Genomic DNA, 23,619 nt, shown 5'->3' with positions numbered 1-23,619 from the left:
GTGATCGTTCCACTCTCTCCAGACTATAGATTGTTCAGGTAAAATGACCGCCGTCACTTCGGGAATCGAGACACTGACCGATTCGCACCCTTCCGGGACCACAGGTTCCGACCACGCCACCGATCAGCGGATCGGCGATCTCAAGGCGCTCGCGCTCGATTGTCTCGAAGACATGAAGGCCGAGGAAACCATCGAGATCGATCTCGCCGGTCGGACCTCGCTCGCCGACACGATGATCATCACCTCCGGCCGCTCGCAGCGCCATGTCAGCGCCATCGCCGACCGGATCCTGCAGGAAATGAAGTCCAAGGGCTTCGGAACGGCCCGTGTCGAGGGCTTGCCCGCCTGCGATTGGGTGCTGATCGATACGGGCGACATCATCGTCCATATCTTCCGCCCGGAAGTCCGCGGCTTCTACAATCTCGAGAAGATGTGGGGCGCCGATCGTCCCACCACCGACCTCATGGCCGGCTGAGCACCGGCCCGATGGCGCGGGGCGCCTGACGCGTGCGTCTGCTCGTGACGGCGGTGGGCCGCCTCAAGCCCGGTCCCGAGCGGGATCTGGCTTCGCGCTATCGTGAGCGGGCGGTCCAGCTCGGTCGCGGATTGGGTCTCACCGCCTGTGACGTGGTCGAAATCCCAGAGAGCCGGGCCCGGCGCCCCGTCGACCGCAGCGTGGAGGAGGGGGCAACGATCCTGTCCCATGCCCCGGCGGCGTCGAGCGTGCTGCTGGTCTATGACGAGCGCGGGCGCTCCGACTGGACCAGCGAGCGCATCGCCGAGCGGATCGCGTCCTGGCGCGACGCGGCCACGGCGACCCTGGTCGTCGCCATCGGCGGCGCCGACGGGCTGGCGCCTGCGGTGCGCACGCGCGCCGACCTCTCCCTCGCCTTCGGGGCGGCCACCCTGCCTCACGGCCTTGTGCGCGTGCTGGCCCTGGAGCAGGTGTACAGAACGCTGACGATCCTTGCGGGACATCCCTATCACCGGGGCGACATCGACGCATGAGGGGCGGATACGCGCGGCGCGGGCCTGACGGCGGAGCGATCCGCATCGCTGCCTTGGCGGCGATGGCGGTGCTGGCGCTCGGTCGTGCCCAGGCCCAGGACAGCGCGAAACAACAGGACGCGCCGAAACCGCAGGATGCCGCCGCCGCCGACGCGGTGCAGCGCGCCATCGACGAGAAGGCCCGCCGCGCCGAGAACCTGAAGCGGATCGAGGAGCAGCTTGCCGCCTCCACCGGCGCGCGGGCCAAGCTCGAAGCGGAGATCGCCTCGGTCGCCGGAGACCGGGCCAAGCTGAATGCCGCCCTCCTCGATGCCACACGCCAGGCCCAGGCGACGGAGGACCGGATGAGCCGGCTGGAGGAGCGCCTGAAGACGCTCACCGCCAGCGAATCCGGCATCCGCCGCTCCCTCGAAGCCCGCCGGGGCGTCATCGCCGAAATCCTCGCCGCCCTGCAGCGCATGGGCCGGAGGCCGCCCCCGGCCGTCCTGGTCCAGCCGGAGGACGTGCTCGCCGTCATCCGTACCTCGATGCTGCTCGGGGCCGTGGTGCCCGAACTGCGCGGCGAGGCCGAGACCCTGGCCGCCGACCTCACCGAGATGGTGCGGCTGAAGGGGCTCATCGCCGCCGACCGTGAAGGCCTGCAGAACGACCTCACCGGCTGGGCCAGGGAGCAGCAGCGGCTCAACGCCCTCATCACGGCCCGCCGCACCCGCCTCGCCGAGGTGGAGAGCGGGCTCGTCACCGAGCGCGCGCGCACGGCCGAGCTCGGCGTCCAGGCGAAAAGCCTGAAGGAGCTCCTCGACCGGATGGAGAACGAGGTCGCCTCGGCCCGCCGGGCGGCGGAGGAGGCCCGCGCCGCCGAGACGAAGGAGGCGCGGGCGACCCAGGAGCGCTTCGCGGCGGCCGGCACGCGCGATCCCGCGCGGCTCGCCCCCAAGATTCGCTTCGTCGACACCCGCGGCGAGGTGCCCAAGCCCGTGAGCGGCGCCACCCTGCGCGGCTTCAACCAGCCCGACGGCAATGGCGGAACGACCCGCGGCATATCGCTCGCGACCCGCCCGAAGGCGGTGGTCTCGTCTCCGTCCGATGGGTGGGTGTCGTTCGCCGGGCAGTTTCGCTCGTATGGACGACTCTTGATCATCAATGCCGGCGATGGCTACTATCTGCTGCTGGCCGGTATGGATCAGATCAGCGTCGAGGTCGGACAGTTCGTGCTTGCGGGGGAACCGGTGGCGGCCATGGGTGAGGGCGGCCAGGGCACCGCTCCGGGCGACCGTGACGGGCCGGTTCTATACGTCGAGTTCAGGAAAGACGGCGGCTCCATCGATCCGGAGCCGTGGTGGGCGAAGAGCCCCAGCGAGAAGGTTCGCGGATAATGCGCAAGATTTCCCTAGTCCTGGCCGGCGCGTTTCTTGGCGTCGGTTCCTCCCTCCTCGCGACCCAGACGCATCTGCTCTCCGGGACCAGCGCGGTGGCGGCCTCCGCGGAGACCTATCGCCAACTCAGCCTGTTCGGCGACGTGTTCGAGAAGGTGCGGACCGACTATGTCGAGAAGCCCGACGAGGCCAAGCTGATCGAGGCGGCCGTCAACGGCATGCTCACCTCGCTGGACCCGCATTCGAGCTACATGGACTCGAAGAGCTTCCGCGACATGCAGGTTCAGACCAAGGGCGAGTTCGGCGGCCTCGGCATCGAGGTCACGATGGAGGACGGCCTGATCAAGGTGGTCAGCCCCATCGACGACACCCCCGCCTCCAAGGCCGGCATCCTCACCAACGACATCATCACGCAGATCGACGAGGATCAGGTCCAGGGCCTCACCCTGAACCAGGCCGTCGACAAGATGCGCGGACCGGTGAACTCGCCGGTGAAGCTCAAGATCTCCCGCAAGGAGTCCAAGGATCCCATCGACGTCGTGCTCAACCGCGACGTCATCAAGATCAAGCCCGTGCGCTCGCGGGCCGAGGGCGGCGATGTCGGCTACATCCGCCTGACGCAGTTCACCGAGCAGACCTCTGACGGCCTGCGCAACGCCATCGCGAAGCTCTCCACAGAAGTGGGCCAGGACAAGCTGAAGGGCTACGTCCTCGACCTGCGCAACAATCCGGGCGGCCTCCTCGATCAGGCCGTGTCGGTCTCCAACGCGTTCCTCGACCGGGGCGAGATCGTCTCCACCCGTGGCCGCAACCCGGACGAGACCCAGCGCTTCTCGGCCAAGTCCGGTGGTGACCTCACCAAGGGCAAGCCCATCGTCGTCCTGGTGAATGGCGGCTCGGCCTCGGCCTCGGAGATCGTGGCCGGCGCCCTGCAGGATCACAAGCGCGCCACGGTGCTCGGCACGCGCTCCTTCGGCAAGGGCTCGGTCCAGTCGATCATCCCGCTGGGCGGCAGCGGCGCCCTGCGCCTCACCACGGCGCGCTACTACACGCCGTCGGGCCGCTCGATCCAGGCCAAGGGCATCGAGCCGGACCAGGAGGTCCTGCAGGAGATCCCCGACGAGCTGAAGGGCAAGGACGAGACCAAGGGCGAGGCCGGCCTGAAGGGGCACCTCAAGCAGAAGGACATCGAGGAGCGCGGCGGTTCGTCGGCTTACGTCCCGCCGGACCCGGCCAAGGACAAGCAGCTCATCGCCGCCGTCGATTTCATCCGCGGCATCCAGAAGGGCGCGGCCAACACGCCGAAGGCCGCCGTTCCGAACTGACGGTCCCGGCACTGTCCTGAAACGCGACTCGTGTCTCCGGATTTAAACAAACATTAACCAGCGCGGCCCGCAATGTCGGTGAGAACCGACTCTGCGGGCCGCTTCGTTTCTCGCATCGTGCGCGCCCAGCATCCGTCGGTCGCGAGCCTTCAGGGAAACGGCTGACCGTGGCCACCGACGACATCCTGACCCGTCCGCTGGGGACCAAGAGTGCTGCGGCGTCCCGCACGCTCGGCCAGCGGTTGCGCGGCGTCTCGATGCCACGGATGAGCCCGGCGGCCGTGGTCGCCATGGCGGTGGCGGGCCTCGCCATCGGCCTCACCATCCTGGCGATGGTTGGCGATCCCCAGGGCGGCGAGCCGTCCGCCGTCGCGACGATCACCCTGCGCGAACCGGCGGCTCCTCCCGTGGCGAAGGCCCCCGAGCCCCCGCCATCGGCCCCGCGCTCGGCCGGCGAGGTCGAGACGGCATCGGGCGTCCGTGTGGTGCGGCCCGCCGGCACCGAGGCCCCCACCGAGGCGGTGATCATCCGCGTGCCCGACAGCGAACCCGTGCGCCTCACCGGTCCCGATCCCCGGCTGATGGAACGGGGCCGTCACGGCAACGTGCCGAAGATCGGCGACGGCCGCCGCCGGCCCCTCGACGTCTATGCCCGCCCCGATTCCGGTGCGGGGGCGCCGGGCGCGCGCATCGCCATTCTCGTCACCGGCCTCGGCGTCGGGCAGGCCGCCACGGCGGGCGCCATCGCCAAGCTGCCGCCCGCGATCAGCCTCGCCTTCTCACCCTATGGCGGCGACCTCGAACGCAGCGTCGCCCGCGCCCGCGATTTCGGCCACGAGATCCTGGTCCAGGCGCCGATGGAGCCGTTCGACTATCCCGACAGCGATCCCGGCCCGCAGACCATGCTGACGAGTTCGCGTGCCCCTGAGAATCTCGACCGGCTGTCCTGGGTGATGAGCCGGTTCGGAGGATATGTCGGCCTCGTGAACTTCATGGGAGCCAAGCTCGAGGGCGATGCGGCCGCCTTCGAACCGGTGCTGCGCGAGATCGGCACCAGGGGGCTGGGCTTCGTGGATGACGGGACCTCGTCGCGCTCCCTGGCGACGTCTCTCGGCGGCAAGCTGAAGATTCCCGTCGCCCGCGCCGAGATCGTCCTCGACGCCATGCCCCAGGCCGAGGCGATCGACCGCGAACTCGCCCGGCTCGAAGCCCAGGCCAAAGCCAATGGGTTCGCGCTGGCCTCGGCCGGGGCGATGCCCATGACGATCGAGCGGATCGCCCGCTGGTCGCGCGACCTCGAAACCCGTGGCATCCGCCTCGTCCCCGTCAGCACCGCCCTGCGAGGGACGCCGCCCGCGCGCCTGTCGAGCGCGGGGCAGTGAGTTGGGCGGCGGCTGAGTTATTCGGCTGAGCTGAGCGACCGCGTGCGGTCCCTGCGTGAGCATCCCCTCGCCCCGCCTGCGGGGAGAGGGACGCGTCTCCCTCTCGTCGGGGAACGCGTCGAGGCGGTAGCCGAAGGTGAGGGGGCTCGTCCGGGGTGAGGCTCATTCGGAACCGCCCCCTCACCCTCGCTCCGCTCATCACAGGCACGACAAGGTGCCTGTGATCCTCTCCCCGCGTGCGGGGAGAGGGGAACCCGCTCATCCGTATGCGCTCTAGCGCTGCGCCAGAGTCTCTATGATGGCCGGCGGGGTCGGGGCCGGCATTTGTCCGGTGAGAGAGGCCGAGAGGATCGTCGGCAGGGTCTGATCGTAGCGCGTGACGAGGACGGCGAAGCGCGACGGCGCCTGCTCGTAGGCCGGCTTGAACCCGCGCACCCGCATGAGCGCGGGAACCGAGGCCGCCACCATCCAGCGCGACCAGACCGCCTCGGCGACGAGAATCGGGCGGCGCTGGGCCGGGATCACGATCACGTCCTGGCCGGCATAGGCCAGGGCCTCGGGCCGGCTCACATCGCCTAGGGAGACGCCCTTGGCGGAGAGGGCGGCCCAGAACGGATGCTGCGCGCCGTCGGAATAGGTGGTGCGCACGGCGGCACTCCCTTCCTCCACGAGGCTGGCGATGCGCGCCTCCTCCTGCACCCGGCGCGCCGTCACCAGCGATTCCAGGGCGGGGTCCTTGTAGGGGAGGAAGGCGTAGCGGCCGGCGGTGACGGTGACGTTGGGCTCCTCGCCCGTCGCCTCGAACCGGTCCGAGCCTTCCTTGAGCTGGCGCCAGAAGGCGATGTTCGGGTCCGTCCGGTAGCGGGCCATGTTCGCCGCATTCATCCGGAACGGGTAGGACTGGAACTGGAACGCCGCCTGACCGCCGGCGAAGGCGTCGCGGGCGATGGCGTAGATCTCGCCGACCACCTGATCGGTCATGGCGAAACACCCCATGGACGAGCAGACGCCATGGACCATCACGGCCGAGCCGGTGGAGCCCTGCGCACGGTCGTAGGCGTTGGGATAGCCGACATCGAAGGAAAGGTAGTAGCTCGAATTCGGGTTCATCTGGCGCTGGGGCACCGTGTAGAACCCCTCCGGCGTCTGCCGGTCGCCGGTCTTGCGCTTGGGGCCGAGCTGGCCCGACCAGCGGCAGATCGGGAAGGTCTTGATATGGACGAAGCGCCCGCCGGCGGCCTTCTTCCAGACCTCGATCTCGGATTCCTTCTTGTAGGCCCTGAACAGGACCGGCGCCGAGGCGCTGGTGCCCTTCTGGCTCATCAGCGCCAGGGTCGCCGTCGGGATCGGCGCGGTGGCCTTGGCCGATTGCGCCCGTGCGAGGCTGGGCGCGGCGAGCGCCAGGGCGAACAGGAAAACCCAGGCGACGGCGCGGCGCTGTACGACTGGCGAGGGTAGAACGACCATGCCCGGCCCTGGAGAGGGATGCACCGACTGACCGCCGGCACCGTGCAACAGGGTGCACGAATCCCTGCTTATCCCATCCCAATGGGGCGGCAATAGGGGAGGGGGCGTGGTCCGTTGCGTTGTCCCCGCCCCGTCAGGCGGCCAGCACCGTGTTGCGCTCCACATGCAGCACCGCGCCGAAGGGATCGTTCGCGTCGAGGGTGTCGGCACTCGGCAGGCAGACGATGAGGCCGCGACCGGCCCTCGCCGCGCGCAGGCTGGCGAGGCGCTCCCGGATCTCGGCGGATTTGCCGTCGTCGAGGGCGATGGCGACGACGACGATGTCCGGCTTGCGCACGAGACAGCGGGCGAGGTCGATGCCGATGCGCTCGCGCGAGCCGATGGCGTTCTCCCCGAGGCTCGCCCCGCCGCCGCCCATGCCCGGCTCCACGCGGCTGGCGAGGCCGAGCCGGTAGACGGCGGATTCGAGATGCTGCTGGACGAGGACGCGGCGCACCAGCGCCCGCACGCGCTGTTCGGCCCCCGCCTCCTCGCCGTTGATGCGGCCGAACAGCAGGTTCTCCTCCAGGCTGGCGGCCGGGTTGAGCCGGGTGGGATCGTAGAACTCGACGCTCGCGCGCAGGCTCTGCGGCATCAGCCGGGCGAAGGAATGGCGCGCGGCGACGATGCGGTCCTCGAAGGCGGCGTCGATGAGGCCGAACCGGTGCCGGGTCTCGCTGTAGCGGAGCGCCAGCCCGATCAGGCGCTTGCGGTCGCGCTGTCCCGCCGGCCCCCGGCGCCAGCCCTTCGCCTCCGGCTGACGGCTGACGAGATCCTCGAAGAATCCGCGCTCGGCCGCCGGGAACAGCGAGAACGCATCGAAGAGGGGGTGATCGTCCGGAAGGTCGGCGAAGATCTCGATGGTGCTGCGCGCCACCTGCAGCCCGATCTCGGTGAAGGGCCGGGTCAGGTCCTCGGCCTCCAGCACCGCGCGCAGGTAGGGATGGGCGGCGATATGGCTGCCGGAGAAGGCGGAGCCCACCGCCTCGCCGAACAGGATGTTCTCGCCCACCGTCGCCTGATGGTTGTAGCGGGCGGGATCGAACGGCTCCACCAGCCGCGCCGCCTTGTCCGCCACCAGGGCCTCGCGCACGGCGTGGCGGGCGGCGACGATCGTCTTCGCGACGGCCGGCTCGGCCGCCGGGTCCACCGTGCCTTCGAGGCCGCGCGCATAGACGAAGGCGTCGAGTCCGGTCAGGCGCAGCACCTCGATGAGGTCCGCCTCCGAGGGACGCTCCTGGCGCGCCGCGCCGTAGAGGATGTTCTGCTCCAGCGTGCCCTCGATCAGGATCGCCTCGGCGCCCGCCAGGGCGATGTGGCTGGCCCGCTCGGCCGGATCGAGGCTGCGCAGGTCGATCCCGTCATAGGTCACCGAGCCTGCGGTCGGTTCGAGCTGGCCGGCCAGCAGGGCGGCCAGCGCCCGCGCGCCGCTGCCGCGCTCGCCCACGATGGCGAGGTGAGACGGCATCGCCACGGTGACGTCGACACCGGTGAGGCGCTCCCCGCTGGCGGGATCGTAGACGCCGACCCCGGACGCGGCGAGCGTTCCGCCCTTCGGCAAGGCGGCGAATGGCCCGGGCCTGTAGCCGCCGCGACTTTCGAGGGAGACGAGGGTCGCTGCGAGATCGCGGAAGACCGGGGACACCCCCTCGTGGATCGAGCGCAGGCGCAGGGTCACCGCCAGGGCGAGGACGGCGAGGGCGAAGCCACCGCCGGCCGCCACCAGGGCGCCCGGCGCCACGAGAGGCGCCGTGCCGCTCTCGCCGCGCCACAGAGCCACGGCCAGCATGATGGCGGGCAGCAGGACGCCGAGGGCGAGGGAGGGCGCCCGCGCGAAGGCGAGGGAGGATTCGGCGGCAGCGAGGGCATCGCGGATCGCCGCCCCCCTGGCCGCGAGACGGCCGCGCTCGAACGCCTCGGCCCCATGGGCACGCACCGCCGGGACCCGCCGGATGAGGTCGGAGAGGAACCGTTCCGCCGAGACACCGGAACTGAGGCGCAGGATCGTCCGCTTACGGGTGCGGCGGAGGATCAGGAGGCGGGCGAGGGCGGCGGCGAGAAGACCCACCGCCACCGTCGGCACCAGCCTCGGGGCAGCGAGGCCGGCCATGGCGAGGGCCAGGATCATGGTCGCCAGAGCGGTGACCGGGACGACGATGCCGAGGCCGAACAGGGTGTCGATCCGCGCCAGCATCGCGCCCACATGCTGCGCCAGGCTGCGGGCCTCGTCCCGTGCGGCCGTGGGGGCGTGCAGGATCGCCGTGGTCACCCGTTCGTTGAGGAGACGGATCGTCCGGGACTGGGCGGAGAAGCACAGGCGCGCCACGATCCAGCCCAGGGCCGCCGCGAGCATGGCGACGGCGGCGAGGCCGGTCAGCGCCCATAGGATCACGTCGACGGGCGGAAGGGGCCAGCCGGAGACGGCCACCAGGGCCGGCTCACCTACCGCGTTCCAGGGCCGTTCCATGGCGATCCGGAGGAAGGGAACGGTCTGCGCCGGCGCCTGGACCAGGACGCTCACGAGATCGCGCAGGCAGAGCAGGGCGAACAAAGCGAGGGGAAGGCCGATCCCCAATGTCAGGGCGATGGCGGAAACCTGGAGTGTCCGCGCCGACTTCCAGGCGAAGGCGATCGGATCACGATCCATCGACGTTTCCCTCCGGCGGCCCGCGCCGGGTACGGTCCATCATCCGAGGTCGGCTTAGAGGATCGCCGCCGGGCAGGGAAGGCGCGAGTCCGCCGGTGAGGAATCTTGTCGTGTCGCCCGGCACATGCGCCTCCGCGGTTGTCGGCCGTGCCAAACACTCCTAGGTTTGTGTCTCCCCGGCGTCCTCGGCGCCCGCTCCCCCCACAGCCCGCTTTCTCGTCGCAAGCGCATCGCCAGAAGCTGCAAGATTTTCCATGTGCGAATTGCTCGGCATGAGCGCGAACGTGCCCACCGACATCCGTTTCTCCTTCGCGGGCCTCGCCCGGCGCGGCGGGGAGACCGGGCCTCACGCCGATGGATGGGGCATCACCTTCTACGAGGGGCGGGGGGCGCGCGCCTTCCACGAGCCCGAGCCGAGCGCGCGCTCGGTTCTGGCCAAGCTCCTGCGCGACTACGCGATCAAGAGCCGGATCGTGATCGCGCATGTGCGCAAGGCCAATCGCGGCCGGGTCGGGCTCGAGAACACCCATCCGTTCAGCCGCGAGCTCTGGGGACGGCGCTGGACCTTCGCCCATAACGGCCAGCTCAAGGGCGTGAAGAAGTGGCCGCTGACCTGGTTCAAGCCGGTGGGCTCCACCGACAGCGAATACGCCTTCTGCTGGATGCTCGACAGGCTGCAGGCCCGCTATCCGAGCCTGCCGAGCCCGGCGCGGCTCGACACTGCCGTCGCTGAACTCTGCGCCGAGCTGCACGGGCTCGGCGTGTTCAACATGCTGCTCAGCGACAGCCGGACGCTCTATGCCCATTGCGGCAAGCGCCTGTGCTACCTCACCCGCTGCGCGCCCTTCGGCACCGCGACCCTCATCGACGAGGATTGGCACGTGGATTTCGCGCAGGAGACGCGGACCGACGACGTGGTGACGGTCATCGCCACCAAGGCACTCACCCGCGACGAGTGCTGGACCGACGTGGAGCGCGGCCACATGCTCTCCCTACGCGACGGCATCGTCCGCATCGTCAAGCCGGGCGCGCAAAAGCCGGTGCGGGTTCCGCCGCCCTGTTCCGGGGTCGGGCGTCCCGACGGTCAGACCGGCCAGGCCGCCTCGCGGTAGGCCCCGTCCCAGAACATCCATTCGAGCTGGGTCGCACGCGTGAAGGCGCGGTGCATCCGCTCTCGCAGCGAGGGCGAGACATCCCGCGCGGCGGCGTCCGTGGCCGCGATCATCTCGGCGACGGCGGTGCCGAATTCCTCGCCCGCGTAGGTGTCGATCCAGGCGGCGTAGGGATTGCCGGCGCTCGCCCGCGACAGGATGTCGGTGCCGATCTCGGCATAGATCCAGAAGCACGGCAGCAGGGCCGCGACCAGCACTTCGTAGGGTTCGCCGTAGGCCGTGGCGAGGAGATACGAGACGTAGTGGTCGCAAGGGGGCGACAGCGGCGAGGCGGCGAAGGTCTCCGCCGAGATGCCGTAATCCCGGAAGAAGCCGCCATGGAGGGAGCGCTCGACCACGATGGCCGTCTCGGCGGCTTTCGCGAACTGCACGATGCCCTCGGGCTCGGGCGATTTCGCCGCGGCCAGTGCCAGCGCCCGGCCGAAGCCGATGAGGTAATGCGCGTCCTGCAGGATGTAGTGGCGAAAGCGGGCCTCGCCGAGGGTGCCGGCGGCGAGTTCGGCATTGAACGGCATCGTCCGGATGGCCTCGTAGGCCGCCGCGTTCCGTGTCCAGGCTTCGGCCGAGAAGCCGTTCTCGTCGACGGGGCGGATCATGGGCGCGGACCTTCCAGGGTGAGGCTGACCCCGTGGCGGGCACGTTGGCCGGGGGCGATGAGGCGCTGCGAATCCCGGCGGGTCAGGTCGCCGTCGAAGCCGGCCCAGTCGGCGTAACCGGTCCAGCATTCCAGGGACAGGAACGGCGCGGTCGGCTTCGTCCAGATGGCGAGATGCGGGAAGTCCGAGACGTTCATGCGGATGGCGCTGCCATCGGGCGCGGTGAAGCGCATCCGCGCGCTCGCCGCATCGCGCAGGACGATGGCCTCGGCGAAGAGATCGGGATCGAGGGGCAGGATGCGACCTTCGAGGGGGAACGGACGCTCCTGGCGCAGGAGCAGGCCGCCATCCCCCACCTCGGGCGCCATCGCCCGTTCGGGGTGCTCGAACTCCACCGCGTAGCCGCCTCCGGCCTTGCGCTCCCCGCCGGCGAAGGGCCAGGGGAAGGCAGGGTGGAAGCCCAGGGCGTAGGGCAGGGCCGTCTCGCCGGTATTCTCGATCCAGATCTCGAAATCGAGATGGGCCGGGCCGACCCGCGTGGTGATGTCGAGCTGGAACGGATAGGGGTAGCGGGCGCGCGTCGCCTCGCTCTCGGTGAGACGCAGGGTGACGGTGTCGTCGCTCTGCGAAACGATGGCGAAGGGCAGGTCGCGGGCAAAACCGTGCTGGGCCATCGGATAGGCCGTGCCGTCCACCCGGACCACGCCGCCAGACGAGGCGCCCACCACCGGGAAGAGCCAGGGCGCGTGCCGGTTCCAATGCGCCGGATCGCCGTTCCAGAGATACTCCCGGCCGCCCACTTGCCAGGAGACGGGCTCGGCACCGGACGACGAGATCACCGCCACGGTACCGTCGCCGGCCTTGAGAGTGATGCGGTCGCTCATGCGGTCTTCCTCGGTGCTGTCACGCTCGGGGCTTTCATGCTGACGCGGTTGTGGCCGCAGGCTGAGCGCCGGTCCAGCCTCAACCGGGACGATTGAGCGTTCACCGTCGCGGAGAAATCCCGGCGCCGTGCCAAATTACCGATACGACCGCCCCGGCAAGTCAGGCATACAGTATTACGGTCAAGCTGATTCGGTCGGCCAAACCGGTTCCGTCTGGCTGAAACGTTCCCCATGGCCGACCTCCCGTCATGACGCTCACATCCCGTATCGTCGCGCTGGTCGTGCTCGCCCTCGTCCCCGCCATCGCGGTCCAGAGCTTCAACGAGCACGCGCTGCGCAGCGCCCGCGAGGATGCCGTGACGGCCTCGGCCCTGCGCAACGCCCGCGCGGTGGCGGAAGACCTCACTCAATTCGCCGGCGGCATGCGCCAGCTCCTCGACATCCTCGCGGAGGCTCCGTTCATCCGCGACCAGGAGGCGGCGGGGTGCACCAGCTTCTTGCGCTCCATCATCCGCAAGCTGTCGGGGGCGACGATCCTCATCCTCGCGGATGCCGAGGGTCGTCTGGTCTGCAACAGCCGCGGGATGGAACGGGGCGCCTATTCCATCGGCGACCGGACCTATTTTCAGAAGGCCATGGTGTCGGGCGTGCCGGTGATCGGCGAGTACGTGCTCGGTCGCGGCAGCGGGGTTCCCACCATCCAGTTCGCCTATCCGATCCGGGATTCCGACGCCAAATCCTCCGGCCTGCTCATCTTCGGCTTCGATCCCGCCTGGCTCGGTGACCGCCTGGCCCATGCCGGCCTGCCGAAGGACGCCGCCGTCACGGTGGCCGACCGGAGCGGCACCATCATCGTCCAGAATCCCGACCTCGGCACCTGGGTCGGCAAGGCGCTGCCGGCGGCCTTCGCGTCCGACCTGAGCAAGGCGGATTCCGAAGGAAGCATCGGGGAGATGCCCGGTCTCGACGGCGTGCGCCGCATCACCGGCGTGGTCCATCCCGGCGGCGCCCTCGACGGAATGACCGTCGCCGTGGGCCTCGCCCGTGACACCGCCTTCGCCGATATCGACGCGGCGACGCGGCGCGGCGTGATCCTGATCTTCCTCGGGACGCTGGTCGCCATCGTGGCGGCTCTGATCGGCGGCCGCGTCTTCATCCGCAAGCCGGTGCGGCGGCTGTTGAAGGCGTCCCGCGCCTGGCGTTCCGGCCAGCTCTTCGCCCGGTCGGGCCTGACGGGCCGGTCCGAATTCGGACAGCTCGGCCAGGCCTTCGACGCCATGGCCGCCACGCTGGAGACACACGAGGACGGTCTGCGCGCCGAGCTCAAACGAACGCGCAGCCTGCAGGAGCAGCAGGTGACGATGATGCACGAGCTGAACCACCGGGTGAAGAACACCCTCGCCACGGTCCAGTCCCTCGCCCGGCAATCGCGCGGTGGCGAGGAGCAGGCGGCGCAACTGGAAGGCCGCATCCTCGCTTTGTCGAAGACCCACGATCTCCTGACCCGCGACGACTGGACCGGCGCGCCGCTCCGCGCCGTGCTCGAGAACGAGCTCAGCCCCTACCGCAGTTCGGCGGACCACATGGAACTCGTCGGCCCCGATATCGACCTGCCGCCGCGCTACGTCCTGGCCCTGGGGATGACCGCCCACGAACTGACCACCAACGCGGCGAAATACGGTGCCCTCTCCGGTACTCAGGGCCGCCTGTCGGTGATCTGGCGCGTCACCGAGGACGGCATGGGTGGGCGGCGGCTGGAAATCGAGTGGCGTGAGCGCGGCGGCCCGGCCGTGTTGCAGCCGAAGCGCCGCGGCTTCGGCACCCGGCTCATCACCGGCGGCATCGCCCGTGAACTCGCGGGCTCGGTCGAGCTCGATTTCCAAGCCGAAGGCCTGCGCTGCCGCATCGACGTCCCCATCGAGACGGCGCCGCCGGTCCGCTTCCACTGATCTTTCGAGACCAAGCCTCGATGCGCCCAACCCATGGATGGGACTCGTAGAAGCCCCGTTTAAAGAGCTTGCTTGATCGGATTTCTCGGCGGATGCTCATGCCCGAGTCGATCATCCAATCAGCCCCCTCATCCTGAGGCGCCCGCGTCAGCGGGCCTCGAAGGAGCCCTCCAGTCATCGCGCGATCTCTGGAAGCCTCCTTCGAGGCCGCTACGCGGCACCTCAGGATAAGGCCAAGCCTTGGACAAACAGATCAAACAGGCTCTTCGCGAGCCCCTACTTGGCCGCGTTGGGGATGCCTTCGATCGGGCATTCCGGTGTGCCGAGATCGGGGCGGGTGATGGCGCGGACCGCCTCGCGGGTGCCGGCCGGGTCCTCGATCCAGCGGCGATAGAAATCGTAGGGGCAATCGGCCTTGCCGGGCTCGTTTTCTTTCGAGTTGATCATGCCCGTATAGCCACGGTGCAGCAGCTTGAAGAGGTGGTTCTCCGACTGCATGTTGGCGCGGGCGTCGCGGATGAGGAACTTCGAGAGGGCGGCATATTGCACGCCCATTTCCTCAGTGCCGCATTCGCCCAGCGTCCGGCCGTCGAAGCCGATGATCGCCGAATGGCCGAAATAGCTATAGACGCCGTCGAAGCCGGCCGCATTGGCCACGGCGACATAGGTGTTGTTGGCGAACGCCATCGCCTTCGACATCAGGATCTGCTGCTCCTTGGCCGGATACATGTAGCCCTGGCAGCGGATGATGAGCTCGGCGCCGCGCATGGCGCAGTCGCGCCAGATCTCGGGGTAATTGCCGTCGTCGCAGATGATGAGGCTGATCTTGAGGCCCTTCGGCCCGTCCGAGACATAGGTGCAATCGCCCGGATACCAGCCTTCGATCGGGGTCCAGGGCATGATCTTGCGGTATTTCTGCACGATCTCGCCCTGATCGTTCATCAGGATGAGGGTGTTGTAAGGCGCCTTGTTCGGATGCTCCTCGTGGCGCTCGCCGGTGAGCGAGAACACGCCCCAGACTCCCGCTTTCCGGCAGGCCTCGGCGAAGATCGCCGTCTCCTCCCCGGGCACGGCGGAGGCGGTCTCATACATCTCCTTGCCGTCATACATGATGCCGTGGGTCGAGTATTCGGGGAAGATCACGAGGTCCATGCCGGGCAGGCCGGACTTCATGCCCACCACCATGTCGGCGATCTTTCGCGCGTTCTCCAGAACTTCGGCCTTCGTGTGGAGACGCGGCATCTTGTAGTTGACGACCGCGACGCCGACGCTGTCGTTGCTCGAGGAAATGTCGCCGTGCATCATCGGTGGGGTTCTCCTGTTGTTTGCGTCGCTTCTCCCCGCCAGGCGGGGAGAAGCGTGGGCGCCCAGCCGTCAGTGGCTGATCATCCACGGTCGCGCGTTGGGGAAGCTTTTCGCGGCCGCCGGTTGCTTGGTTTTCGAGGCGCCCGAGCAGCAGCCGCAGCCGGTCCCGTGCCCCGACGACTTGCGGGGCGCATGGGCGCTCCGCTCGTTGACCGCATGCGCCTTGCGCCGGCCCGCATCCATGGAGGCGAGGTTGGGCGCCGTGAGGAAGGCGCGGCCGCAGGACGAGCCGCAATCCGGGCAATCATGCGGGTCCTTGAACTGAGCCATGGGGCGCAGCACCGTGAAGGGCCCGCAGGCGTCGCAGGCATAATCGTAGACGGGCATGGGGGCCTCTCGAAGGATCGACAATGGGCGACGCGACGGGGGCGACGTACTTCCCCCTCAAGGGCAGTCGGTTACACACGTCGCGCGCCTACCCTCCCCCTTGTGGGGAGGAATCGAGGGTGGGGTTGGTTGGGTGACCCTCGAACTCTGGAGGCTGGCGGAGCCACCCCCACCCCTAACCCCTCCCCACAAGGGGGAGGGGGACGCGCTCGACTGAAGGGCAGAACCGCCTCTCACAGATCCGGCGAGAGCGGCATCTGGATCGAGCCGTCGATGTGCTTGATCGGCCCGTCGGCGCCGGGGTTGATGTCGAAGTCGAAGATCTTCGTGGGAATCCAGAGCGTGGCGCAGGCGTTCGGGATGTCGACGACGCCGGAGATGTGGCCCTGGACCGGGGCGGTGCCGAGGATCGAGTAGGCCTGGGCGCCCGAATAGCCGAACTTCTTCAGGTATTCGATGGCGTTGAGGCAGGCCTGCCGGTAGGCCACGGTCACGTCGAGGTAATGCTGCTTGCCGTATTCATCGACCGAGACACCCTCGAAGATCAGGTGGTCGTCGAATTTCGGCGTCATCGGCGACGGCTTGAAGATCGGGTTCTTGATCCCGTATTTCGACATGCCGTCCTTGATGAGACTCACCTTGAGATGGACCCAGCCCGCCATCTCGATGGCGCCGCAGAAGGTGATCTCGCCGTCGCCCTGGCTGAAATGCAGGTCGCCCATGGAGAGGCCGGCGCCCGGCACGTAGACGGGGAAGTAGATCTTCGAGCCGCGCGACAGATCCTTGATGTCGCAATTGCCGCCATGCTCGCGGCCCGGCACCGTGCGGGCGCCTTCCGCCGCGGCCTTGTCCTTCGCCTCGCCCTTGAGCCGGCCCATATGGGCGGTGGGACCGAAGGGCAGCGTGGCGAGCGCCGGCACCCGGCCGGGATTGGTGTCGTAGAGCGCCTTCTCGCGGGTGTTCCAGGTCTCCAGCATCTTCGGATCGGGCAGGCAACCGATCAGTCCGGGATGGATCAGGCCGGGGAAGCGCACGCCGGGGATGTGGCGCGACTTGGTGAACATGCCCTCGAAATCCCAGATCGACTTCTGGGCCTGGGGGAAGTGTTCGTCGAGGAAGCCGCCGCCGTTCTTCTTGGAGAAGAAGCCGTTGAAGCCCCACTGGCTTTCGGGCTTGGCGCCGATATCGAGGAGATCGACCACCAGGAGATCGCCGGGCTCCGCGCCCTCGACGCCGATGGGGCCGGACAGGAAGTGGACGATCGACAGGTCGATGTCGCGCACGTCGTCGGCGGAATCGTTGTTCTTGATGAAGCCGCCGGTCCAGTCATAGGTCTCGACGATGAAGTCGTCGCCGGGCTTGACCATGGCCACCATCGGAATGTCCGGGTGCCAGCGATTGTGGACCATATCGTTGTCGTAGGCCGACTGCGTCAGGTCGACCTTGATCAGGGTCTCAGCCATCGTTGTTCGACTCCCTCTGGCGTGACCGGGGCGTGCGCCCCGTTTGGGCCGGCCGGCTCATCCGGCGGGCCGTAAACGATGGCCGGCGGCGCCCTTGGCGGCGCGGCCCGGCTCTTCAGCTCGCGAGCAGCTCTTTGAGCGCGGCGTCGAGCGTGGCGATGTCGTCGGGGCTGGTACCGGGGCCGCCGGCGAAATGGCCCCACCAAGTTTCGATCACCCGCAACTCGGCGTTCGGCATCGATTCCGCCTCGATCCGGTTGTCCTCCGGCGGGAAGTACAGGTCGGTGGAGGCCGGCATCAGGATCGCCTTGGCGCGGATCGCGGCAAGCGCAGCCTTGGTATCGCCCTTGAAGACCGGGTTGGCGCCGATATCGCCGTTCTGCCAGGTCCAGAGCATGGCCAGCAGATCGTTGGCGTCTCGGGTGTAGAACAGGCCTTCCCAGAACCCGACGAGGAAATCCTCCAGGGACGCGTAGCCCATATGGGTCAGGTCGGCTTCGATCCGGTAGAAGGTCTGCGACAGGCCCCAACCGGCATAGACCCGGCCGAAGGCGCGCAGCCCCTTGTTCGGCGGCGAGGTGTACCAGCCCTCCGCGAAGGCGGCGTCCGCCTGGAGGGCGGCCTTCGCCCCTTCGAGGAAAACGAAATTGTGCCGCGAACACTTGGCCGAACCCTGGAACGGCAGGATGCGCGGGACCATGTCGGGATAGAGCGCGCCCCAATGGTAGGTCTGGAGCGCACCCATCGACCAGCCCGTCACCAGCACCAGCGTTTCGATGCCGAAATGCTCGGTGACGAGGCGGTGCTGGGCCACGACGTTGTCGTAGGCCGTCACGTTGGGAAAACGCGGCCCGTCCCAGGGGGCGGGCGTGTTGCTCGGCGATGACGAGAGCCCGTTGCCGAACATGTTCGGGATGATGATGAAGTATTTGTCCGGGTCGAGAGCCTTGCCCGGCCCGATCAGCCATTCGTTCTCCGTGTGCTGACCCGAATACCAGGTCGGATAGACGATGGCGTTGTCCTTGGCCGCGTTCAATGTACCGAAGGTCTTGAGGGCGAGCTTGGCCTTGCGCAGCGTCTTACCGCATTGGAGCACATAGTCGCCGAGTTCGAAGATCTCGTAATCCGCCATGGGGGCTCCCTGGAGCTGTGTTGCGGAACGGCGGGCGAATGCGGCCCCGGTAATCAGACCGAAAGGAAGCGGGCGACCTGCGCCTCGTCGATGTCGGCCCGCATCGCCTCGTGGACGATGTTGCCGTTCTCGATGACCAGCACCCGGTCGGCGACGTCGAGGGCGAAGCTCAGCACCTGCTCCGAGACGACGATGGAGAGGCCGCGCTCGTCGCGGATCTTCTTCAGGGTCCGTCCCATCTCGCGGATGATCGAGGGCTGAATACCTTCGGTGGGCTCGTCGAGGAGGAGCACCTTCGGCCGGCTGGCCAGCGCCCGCGCGATGGCGAGTTGCTGCTGCTGGCCGCCGGAGAGGTTGCCGCCGCGTCTTGCCTTCATCTCCAGCAGGACCGGGAACATCGTGTAGAGGTCCTGCGGAACCTTGCGCTCCTTGGTGACGGTCAGGCCCGTCTCGATGTTTTCCTGCACCGTCATGGCCGAGAAGATCATCCGGCCCTGCGGCACGTAGGCGAGGCCGCTCGCCACGCGCTGGTGGCTCTTGAGGGCGGTGATGTCCCGGCCGTCGACGGTGATGGTGCCGGACTTTACCGGGACGATCCCCATCAGGGTCTTCATCAGCGTGGTCTTGCCCATGCCGTTGCGACCCATCACGGCGACGATCTCGCCCGGCGCGATGCTGATGTCGAGGCCGTGCAGCACCTCGCTCTGGCCATAGGCCGAGTGCAGGTCGCGGATCGCCAGCATCGGCTGAGCCCCGAGGGCGGGCGCCGGCGGGAGGGTGGCCGAGGCGGAACTGGTCTGAAGCATGGCGCCGGTCCTGTTCAGTGGCCGAGATAGACTTCGATGACCTTCGGGTCGTTCTTCACCCGCTCCATCGAGCCTTCCGAGAGCACCTTGCCCTGGTGCAGCACGGTGACCCGGTGGGCGATGTCCTCGACGAACTTCATGTCGTGCTCGATCACCAGCACCGAGCGGCCGACGATGATCTGGTTCAGGAGTTCGGCGGTCTTGATGCGCTCGCCGACGCTCATGCCGGCCACCGGCTCGTCGAGCATCAGGAGTTCTGGGTCCTGGATCAGCAGCATGCCGATCTCGAGCCATTGCTTCTGGCCATGGCTCAGGAATTCGGCCCGCTCTTTGAGCTGATCTTTCAGGAAGATCATGGTCGCGACTTCGTGGATGCGGTCACGGACCTCGGCATCGCGTTTGAAGGTCAGCGCGCCCCACACCGTGCGACCGCGGGGGAAGGAGATCTCAAGGTTCTCGAACACCGTGAGATCGTCGTAGATCGACGGCGTCTGGAACTTGCGGCCGACGCCGGCCTGGACGATGGCGCTCTCCGAGATCTTGGTGAGTTCCTGGCCCTTGAACTTGATCGAGCCGGCGCTGGCCTTGGTGCGCCCGCAGATCAGGTCGAGCACCGTGGTCTTGCCGGCGCCGTTGGGGCCGATGATGACGCGGATCTCGTTGGGATCGACGTAGAACGACACGTCGTTCACCGCCTTGAAGCCGTCGAAGGAGACGGTGAGGGCTTCCACCGAGAGGAGGAAGTCCTTCGCGTCGGGGGATTCACCGATGATCGGCGAGCTCAGGATGGCGGCGTTCATCGTCAGTCTCGCTCCTATTCGGCGGGGGTGCCGTGGGGGACGGGTCCGCCCGCCGGCGCCAGGGCCTTGACCTTGCGGGTCAGGCGCGGCTCGACGTAGCTGCGGTAGATGCCGGCCAGCCCGTTGGGGAAGGCGAGCACGACGGCGATGAACAGGGCGCCGAGGCCGAAGAGCCAGAGTTCGGGGAAGCTCTCCGAGAAGGTGGTCTTGGCCCAATTGACCAGAAGCGTGCCCCAGACCGCGCCGAACAGGGACAGGCGCCCGCCCACGGCGGCGTAGATCACCATTTCGATGGAGGGCACGATGCCGACGAAGGACGGCGACATGAAGCCGACCTGCAGGGTGAACATCGCGCCGCCGATGGCGGCGAAGCCGGCCGCGAGGCAGAACGCGAAGACCTTGAACCCGGCCACGGAATAGCCCGAGAACCGGACCCGGTCCTCCTTGTCGCGCATGGCGAGGAGGATGCGCCCGAGCTTGGCCTTCTTCACGTATTGCGCCGCCAGGATGCAGCCGAGGAGCAGGCCGCCATTGACGAAGTAGAGGATAAACTTCGCGCTGTCGGTGCGGATGTCCCAGCCGTGCAGGGTGCGCAGGTCGGTGATGCCGTTGATGCCGCCGGTATAGCCCTGCTGGCCGACGATGAGGATCGTCAGGATGGCGGCGATGGCCTGGGTGATGATGGCGAAGTAGGTGCCGCCGACCCGGCGGGTGAACATCGCGAAGCCGATGATGAAGGCGAAGAACACGGGCACGGCCACGACGAGGATCAGCGTCAGCGGCAGGCTCTGGAACGGCTTCCACATCAGGGGCAGTTCGGTGATCTGGTTCCAGTCCATGAAGTCAGGGATGCCGGGCGTGGACTGGATCTTGGTGTTCTCGACGCTCGAGGCTTCGAGCTTCAGGTACATGGCCATGCAATAGCCGCCGAGCCCGAAGAAGACGCCCTGCCCGAGCGACAGGATGCCGGCATAGCCCCAGCACATGACGAGGCCCAGCGCCACGAAGGCGTAGGTCAGGTACTTGCCGACGAGGTTGAGGCGGAACGCGTCGAGGGTCGCCGGCAGGACGAAGAGGATGAGGCCGGCGAGGAGCGCGAGGCTCACCCACTCCATCGGCTTCATGAAGGGATTGTCGTTCACGGTGAGCGACTTCGACAGGGTCTGGACGGGGCTTGTCATCGGGATGGCCTCCTCAGCGCCGGACCTTGAGGGTGAACAGACCCTGCGGGCGAACCATCAGGATCCCGACGACGGCGAGCAGCGTCAGGACCTTGGCGGTGGAGCCGGACAGGAAGAATTCGAGGGTCGACTGGGTCTGCGAGATCGAGAAGGCCGAGGCGATGGTGCCGAGGAGGCTCGCCGCGCCGCCGAAGACGACGATCAGGAAGGTGTCGACGATGTAGAGCTGGCCCGAGGTCGGCCCGGTGGAGCCGATCATTGTGAAGGCCGAGCCCGCCACACCGGCGATGCCGCAGCCGAGGCCGAACGTGTAGCGATCCACCTTCTCGGTATCGATGCCGACCGCGCCCGCCATGGGGCGGTTCTGCATCACGGCGCGGACCTGCTGGCCGAAGCGCGAGCGGTACATCAGCAGGCCGACGCCGACGGTGATGAGGGTGGTGATCGCCATCACGAACAGGCCGTTGATCGGCACCTCGATCGTGTCGGTGACCTGGACCGAGCCGATGAGCCAGGAGGGCAGCTCGACGCCGACTTCGCGCGCGCCGAAGATGGTGCGGTAGGCCTGCTGCAGGATCAGCGAGAGGCCCCAGGTGGCGAGCAGCGTATCGAGGGGGCGCTTGTAGAGATGGCGGATGAGCGTCCATTCGACGATCATCCCCAGGGCTCCCGAGGCCAGGAAGGCCAGGATCATCGCCACGAAGAAGTAGACGCCGAACAGGCCGGGCAGGTGGGTCTGGAAGAAGGTCGAGCACAGATAGGTGACGTAGGCGCCGAGAATCATGAACTCCCCGTGCGCCATGTTGATCACGCCCATCTGGCCGAAGATGACCGCGAGGCCGAGCGCCATCAGCACGTAGACCGAGAACAGGATCAGGCCGGCGAAACCCTGCATCGCGAAGATCGCGCCGAGATCTCCGAGTGAATAGTCACCGAGCATGTTTTCGACCTTCCGAAGAATCCGACGTCTGCTTTGCAAGCATTGGGCCGATCGGGCGTGGCGCGGTGCGACCCTGAAAGGGCAGGCTCTCTCCCCCCTTGTGGGGAGGGCCGGCGTGGGGGTGGCTCGCTGGTCTCCGCACCGGGAGGGTCACCCAACCACCCCCAGCCCTAACCCCTCCCCGCAAGGGGGAGGGGGCGCAGTCCTACTGGTAGCCCTTCGGGAAGGGGTTCGGCTCGATGAGCGCGGGGCTCTCGTAGACGATCTCGAACTGGCCGCTCGGCAGGGCCTTGGCGACGCGGGTCTTCGACCAGAGGTGGTGGTTCGGGTGGATCTTGACGTAGCCCTCGGGGGCTTCCTTGAACTCGATGTCGGCGGAGGCCGCGACCACCTTGTCGACGTCGAAGGAGCCGGCCTTCTCGCAGGCCATCTTCCACAGGAACGGGCCGAGATAGGCGGCCTGGGTCACGTCGCCGATGACGGTCTTCTCGCCCCACATCTTGTGGAAGGCGGCGACGAACTTCTCGTTGTTGGCGTTCTTGAGCGACTGGAAGTACTTCATGCAGGAATAGGCGCCCGCGATGTTGTCGCCGCCGATGCCGTCGATCTCGTCTTCCGTGACGGAGATGGTCAGCAGGGTCTGCTTGTTGAGGTCGATACCGGCCGCCTTGAGCTGCTTGTAGAACGCCACGTTGGAGCCGCCGACGACGTCGGTGAAGATCACGTCGGGCTTGGTGAGCTTGATCTTGTTGATGACCGAGTTGAACTGCGTGTGGCCCAGCGGGAAATATTCCTCGCCGACGACCTTGGTCTTCAGCACGTTCTCGATGTGCTTGCGGGCGATCTTGTTCGAGGTGCGCGGCCAGATGTAGTCCGAGCCGATAAAGAAGAACGTCTTGGCACCCTTCTCCTTGGTGACCCAGTTGAGCGACTCCAAGATCTGCTGCGTGGCTTCCTGGCCGGTATAGATGACGTTCTTGGACTGCTCCAGACCCTCGTAGAAGGTCGGGTAGTACAGCAGGCCGTTATACTGTTCGAATACCGGGAGCGCGGCCTTGCGCGAGGCGGAGGTCCAGCAGCCCATCACGGCGGCGCAGTGGTCGTTGACGAGGAGCTTCTTGGCCTTCTCGGCGAAGGTCGGCCAGTCAGAGGCGCCGTCCTCCTGGATGATCTTGATCTTGCGGCCCAGCACGCCGCCCATCTCGTTGATCTGGGCGATGGCGAGCTTCTCCGCCTGGATCGATCCGGTCTCGGAGATCGCCATCGTGCCGGTGGCGGAATGGAGGATGCCGACGGTGACTTCGGTGTCGGTCACCGCGAGGCCGGTGGTGTTCACCGCCGAGGTCGGAGGGGCCGCAGCGAAGGCGCTGCGCGGCATCAGGGCCATGGCCGGAATGCTCGCCAGACCCATGAGAAGTTTGCGACGGAGGGCCGAATGCGGTCCGTGCTCGTTGTCGGCTGCCATCCTGCGTGAACCCCTTCCAGGAAATGTCCCGCCGGCTCCCGCATAAGGCGGGCCGTTGCGGATGGCGGAAGCTAGGCGTGATGGCGCGGCGCAGCATATACGCTGTTTTGCGTAGGGTGAGAGGCTGAATGGCCCTCCTCCCCAGCGGATCTCGGGCTTGCCCGAGATCCGTTGAGCTTGTGGGGAGGAGTTGGAGGTGGGGGTGGTTGGGCGGCCCTGATGCTGCGGAGGCTGGCGGAGCCACCCCCACTCCTAGCCTCTCCCCACAAGGGGGAGAGGGACGCGCTATGCGTGA

20 protein-coding genes are annotated in these 23,619 nt (G+C 67.8%); 7 read left to right on the top strand and 13 right to left on the bottom strand.

What is annotated here, in order from left to right; all coding sequences use genetic code 11:
- Positions 1-43 precede the first annotated feature (43 nt).
- The 5 genes from rsfS (at position 44) to ASF08_RS15570 (ending at position 5,091) form a co-directional block, all read left to right on the top strand.
- Complete coding sequence (gene rsfS, locus ASF08_RS15590) at positions 44-475, top strand: ribosome silencing factor (RefSeq protein WP_018041688.1); 432 nt, start codon at positions 44-46, stop codon at positions 473-475.
- 32 nt (positions 476-507) lie between these two features.
- Complete coding sequence (rlmH, locus tag ASF08_RS15585) at positions 508-1,008, top strand: 23S rRNA (pseudouridine(1915)-N(3))-methyltransferase RlmH (protein ID WP_056146922.1); 501 nt, start codon at positions 508-510, stop codon at positions 1,006-1,008.
- Positions 1,005-2,384, top strand: coding sequence for a murein hydrolase activator EnvC family protein (locus ASF08_RS15580; protein ID WP_056146920.1), 1,380 nt, complete (start codon positions 1,005-1,007; stop codon positions 2,382-2,384). The genes rlmH and ASF08_RS15580 overlap by 4 nt, the downstream gene beginning before the upstream one ends.
- Positions 2,384-3,709, top strand: coding sequence for a S41 family peptidase (locus ASF08_RS15575; RefSeq protein WP_056146917.1), 1,326 nt, complete (start codon positions 2,384-2,386; stop codon positions 3,707-3,709). The genes ASF08_RS15580 and ASF08_RS15575 overlap by 1 nt, the downstream gene beginning before the upstream one ends.
- 161 nt (positions 3,710-3,870) lie before the next feature.
- A complete protein-coding gene (locus ASF08_RS15570) occupies positions 3,871-5,091 on the top strand; it encodes a divergent polysaccharide deacetylase family protein (RefSeq protein ID WP_056146914.1) in 1,221 nt (406 codons plus the stop codon).
- Between the two features lie 273 nt (positions 5,092-5,364).
- On the opposite strand, the gene ASF08_RS15565 is transcribed toward ASF08_RS15570, so the two are convergent.
- Entirely contained in the window at positions 5,365-6,558 is a 1,194-nt protein-coding gene (locus tag ASF08_RS15565) for a L,D-transpeptidase family protein (RefSeq protein ID WP_056146911.1), read from the bottom strand.
- Positions 6,559-6,691: 133 nt separating this feature from the next.
- Positions 6,692-9,244, bottom strand: a complete 2,553-nt coding sequence (locus ASF08_RS15560) for an ATP-binding cassette domain-containing protein (RefSeq protein WP_056146909.1) — start codon at positions 9,242-9,244, stop codon at positions 6,692-6,694.
- A gap of 254 nt (positions 9,245-9,498) precedes the next feature.
- Here ASF08_RS15560 and ASF08_RS15555 point away from each other — a divergent pair, with 254 nt between their 5' ends.
- Complete coding sequence (locus tag ASF08_RS15555) at positions 9,499-10,356, top strand: class II glutamine amidotransferase (protein WP_056146907.1); 858 nt, start codon at positions 9,499-9,501, stop codon at positions 10,354-10,356.
- Here the strand turns inward: ASF08_RS15555 and ASF08_RS15550 are convergent.
- Positions 10,329-11,012, bottom strand: a complete 684-nt coding sequence (locus ASF08_RS15550) for a TenA family protein (RefSeq protein ID WP_056146905.1) — start codon at positions 11,010-11,012, stop codon at positions 10,329-10,331. The genes ASF08_RS15555 and ASF08_RS15550 overlap by 28 nt on opposite strands.
- Positions 11,009-11,896: an aldose 1-epimerase family protein gene (locus tag ASF08_RS15545; RefSeq protein WP_056146903.1), complete on the bottom strand. Its 888-nt coding sequence runs from the start codon at positions 11,894-11,896 to the stop codon at positions 11,009-11,011. The genes ASF08_RS15550 and ASF08_RS15545 overlap by 4 nt, the downstream gene beginning before the upstream one ends.
- A gap of 248 nt (positions 11,897-12,144) precedes the next feature.
- On the opposite strand from ASF08_RS15545, the gene ASF08_RS15540 reads away from it, so the two are divergent.
- Entirely contained in the window at positions 12,145-13,845 is a 1,701-nt protein-coding gene (locus tag ASF08_RS15540; protein ID WP_056146901.1) for a sensor histidine kinase, read from the top strand.
- A gap of 276 nt (positions 13,846-14,121) precedes the next feature.
- Here the strand turns inward: ASF08_RS15540 and ASF08_RS15535 are convergent, their stop codons facing one another.
- The 9 genes from ASF08_RS15535 to urtA form a co-directional block, all read right to left on the bottom strand.
- Complete coding sequence (locus tag ASF08_RS15535) at positions 14,122-15,150, bottom strand: aliphatic amidase (protein WP_018041700.1); 1,029 nt, start codon at positions 15,148-15,150, stop codon at positions 14,122-14,124.
- Between the two features lie 69 nt (positions 15,151-15,219).
- On the bottom strand, positions 15,220-15,537 hold the full coding sequence (locus tag ASF08_RS15530; protein WP_056146899.1) for an FmdB family zinc ribbon protein: 318 nt from the start codon (positions 15,535-15,537) through the stop codon (positions 15,220-15,222).
- Between the two features lie 233 nt (positions 15,538-15,770).
- Positions 15,771-17,000: a formamidase gene (fmdA, locus tag ASF08_RS15525; protein WP_056146897.1), complete on the bottom strand. Its 1,230-nt coding sequence runs from the start codon at positions 16,998-17,000 to the stop codon at positions 15,771-15,773.
- A 115-nt stretch (positions 17,001-17,115) separates the two neighbouring features.
- On the bottom strand, positions 17,116-18,132 hold the full coding sequence (locus ASF08_RS15520; RefSeq protein ID WP_056146896.1) for an alpha/beta fold hydrolase: 1,017 nt from the start codon (positions 18,130-18,132) through the stop codon (positions 17,116-17,118).
- 53 nt (positions 18,133-18,185) lie between these two features.
- On the bottom strand, positions 18,186-18,938 hold the full coding sequence (urtE, locus tag ASF08_RS15515) for an urea ABC transporter ATP-binding subunit UrtE (protein ID WP_056146893.1): 753 nt from the start codon (positions 18,936-18,938) through the stop codon (positions 18,186-18,188).
- A gap of 14 nt (positions 18,939-18,952) precedes the next feature.
- The gene (gene urtD, locus ASF08_RS15510; protein ID WP_018041704.1) at positions 18,953-19,738 is read right to left on the bottom strand and encodes an urea ABC transporter ATP-binding protein UrtD; all 786 of its coding nucleotides are present in this window, start codon (positions 19,736-19,738) and stop codon (positions 18,953-18,955) included.
- A gap of 14 nt (positions 19,739-19,752) precedes the next feature.
- The gene (urtC, locus tag ASF08_RS15505) at positions 19,753-20,919 is read right to left on the bottom strand and encodes an urea ABC transporter permease subunit UrtC (RefSeq protein WP_018041705.1); all 1,167 of its coding nucleotides are present in this window, start codon (positions 20,917-20,919) and stop codon (positions 19,753-19,755) included.
- Between the two features lie 13 nt (positions 20,920-20,932).
- Positions 20,933-21,859, bottom strand: coding sequence for an urea ABC transporter permease subunit UrtB (gene urtB, locus ASF08_RS15500; protein WP_018041706.1), 927 nt, complete (start codon positions 21,857-21,859; stop codon positions 20,933-20,935).
- Between the two features lie 205 nt (positions 21,860-22,064).
- Positions 22,065-23,324, bottom strand: a complete 1,260-nt coding sequence (gene urtA, locus ASF08_RS15495) for an urea ABC transporter substrate-binding protein (RefSeq protein ID WP_056146892.1) — start codon at positions 23,322-23,324, stop codon at positions 22,065-22,067.
- Between the last annotated feature and the right edge of the window lie 295 nt (positions 23,325-23,619).

It is taken from the genome of Methylobacterium sp. Leaf85 (assembly GCF_001422125.1).
Taxonomy (GTDB): Bacteria; Pseudomonadota; Alphaproteobacteria; order Rhizobiales; family Beijerinckiaceae; genus Methylobacterium; species Methylobacterium bullatum.
The sequence above is the reverse complement of the archived record's forward strand: the minus strand, read 5'-3'. Positions and strand labels throughout refer to the sequence as shown.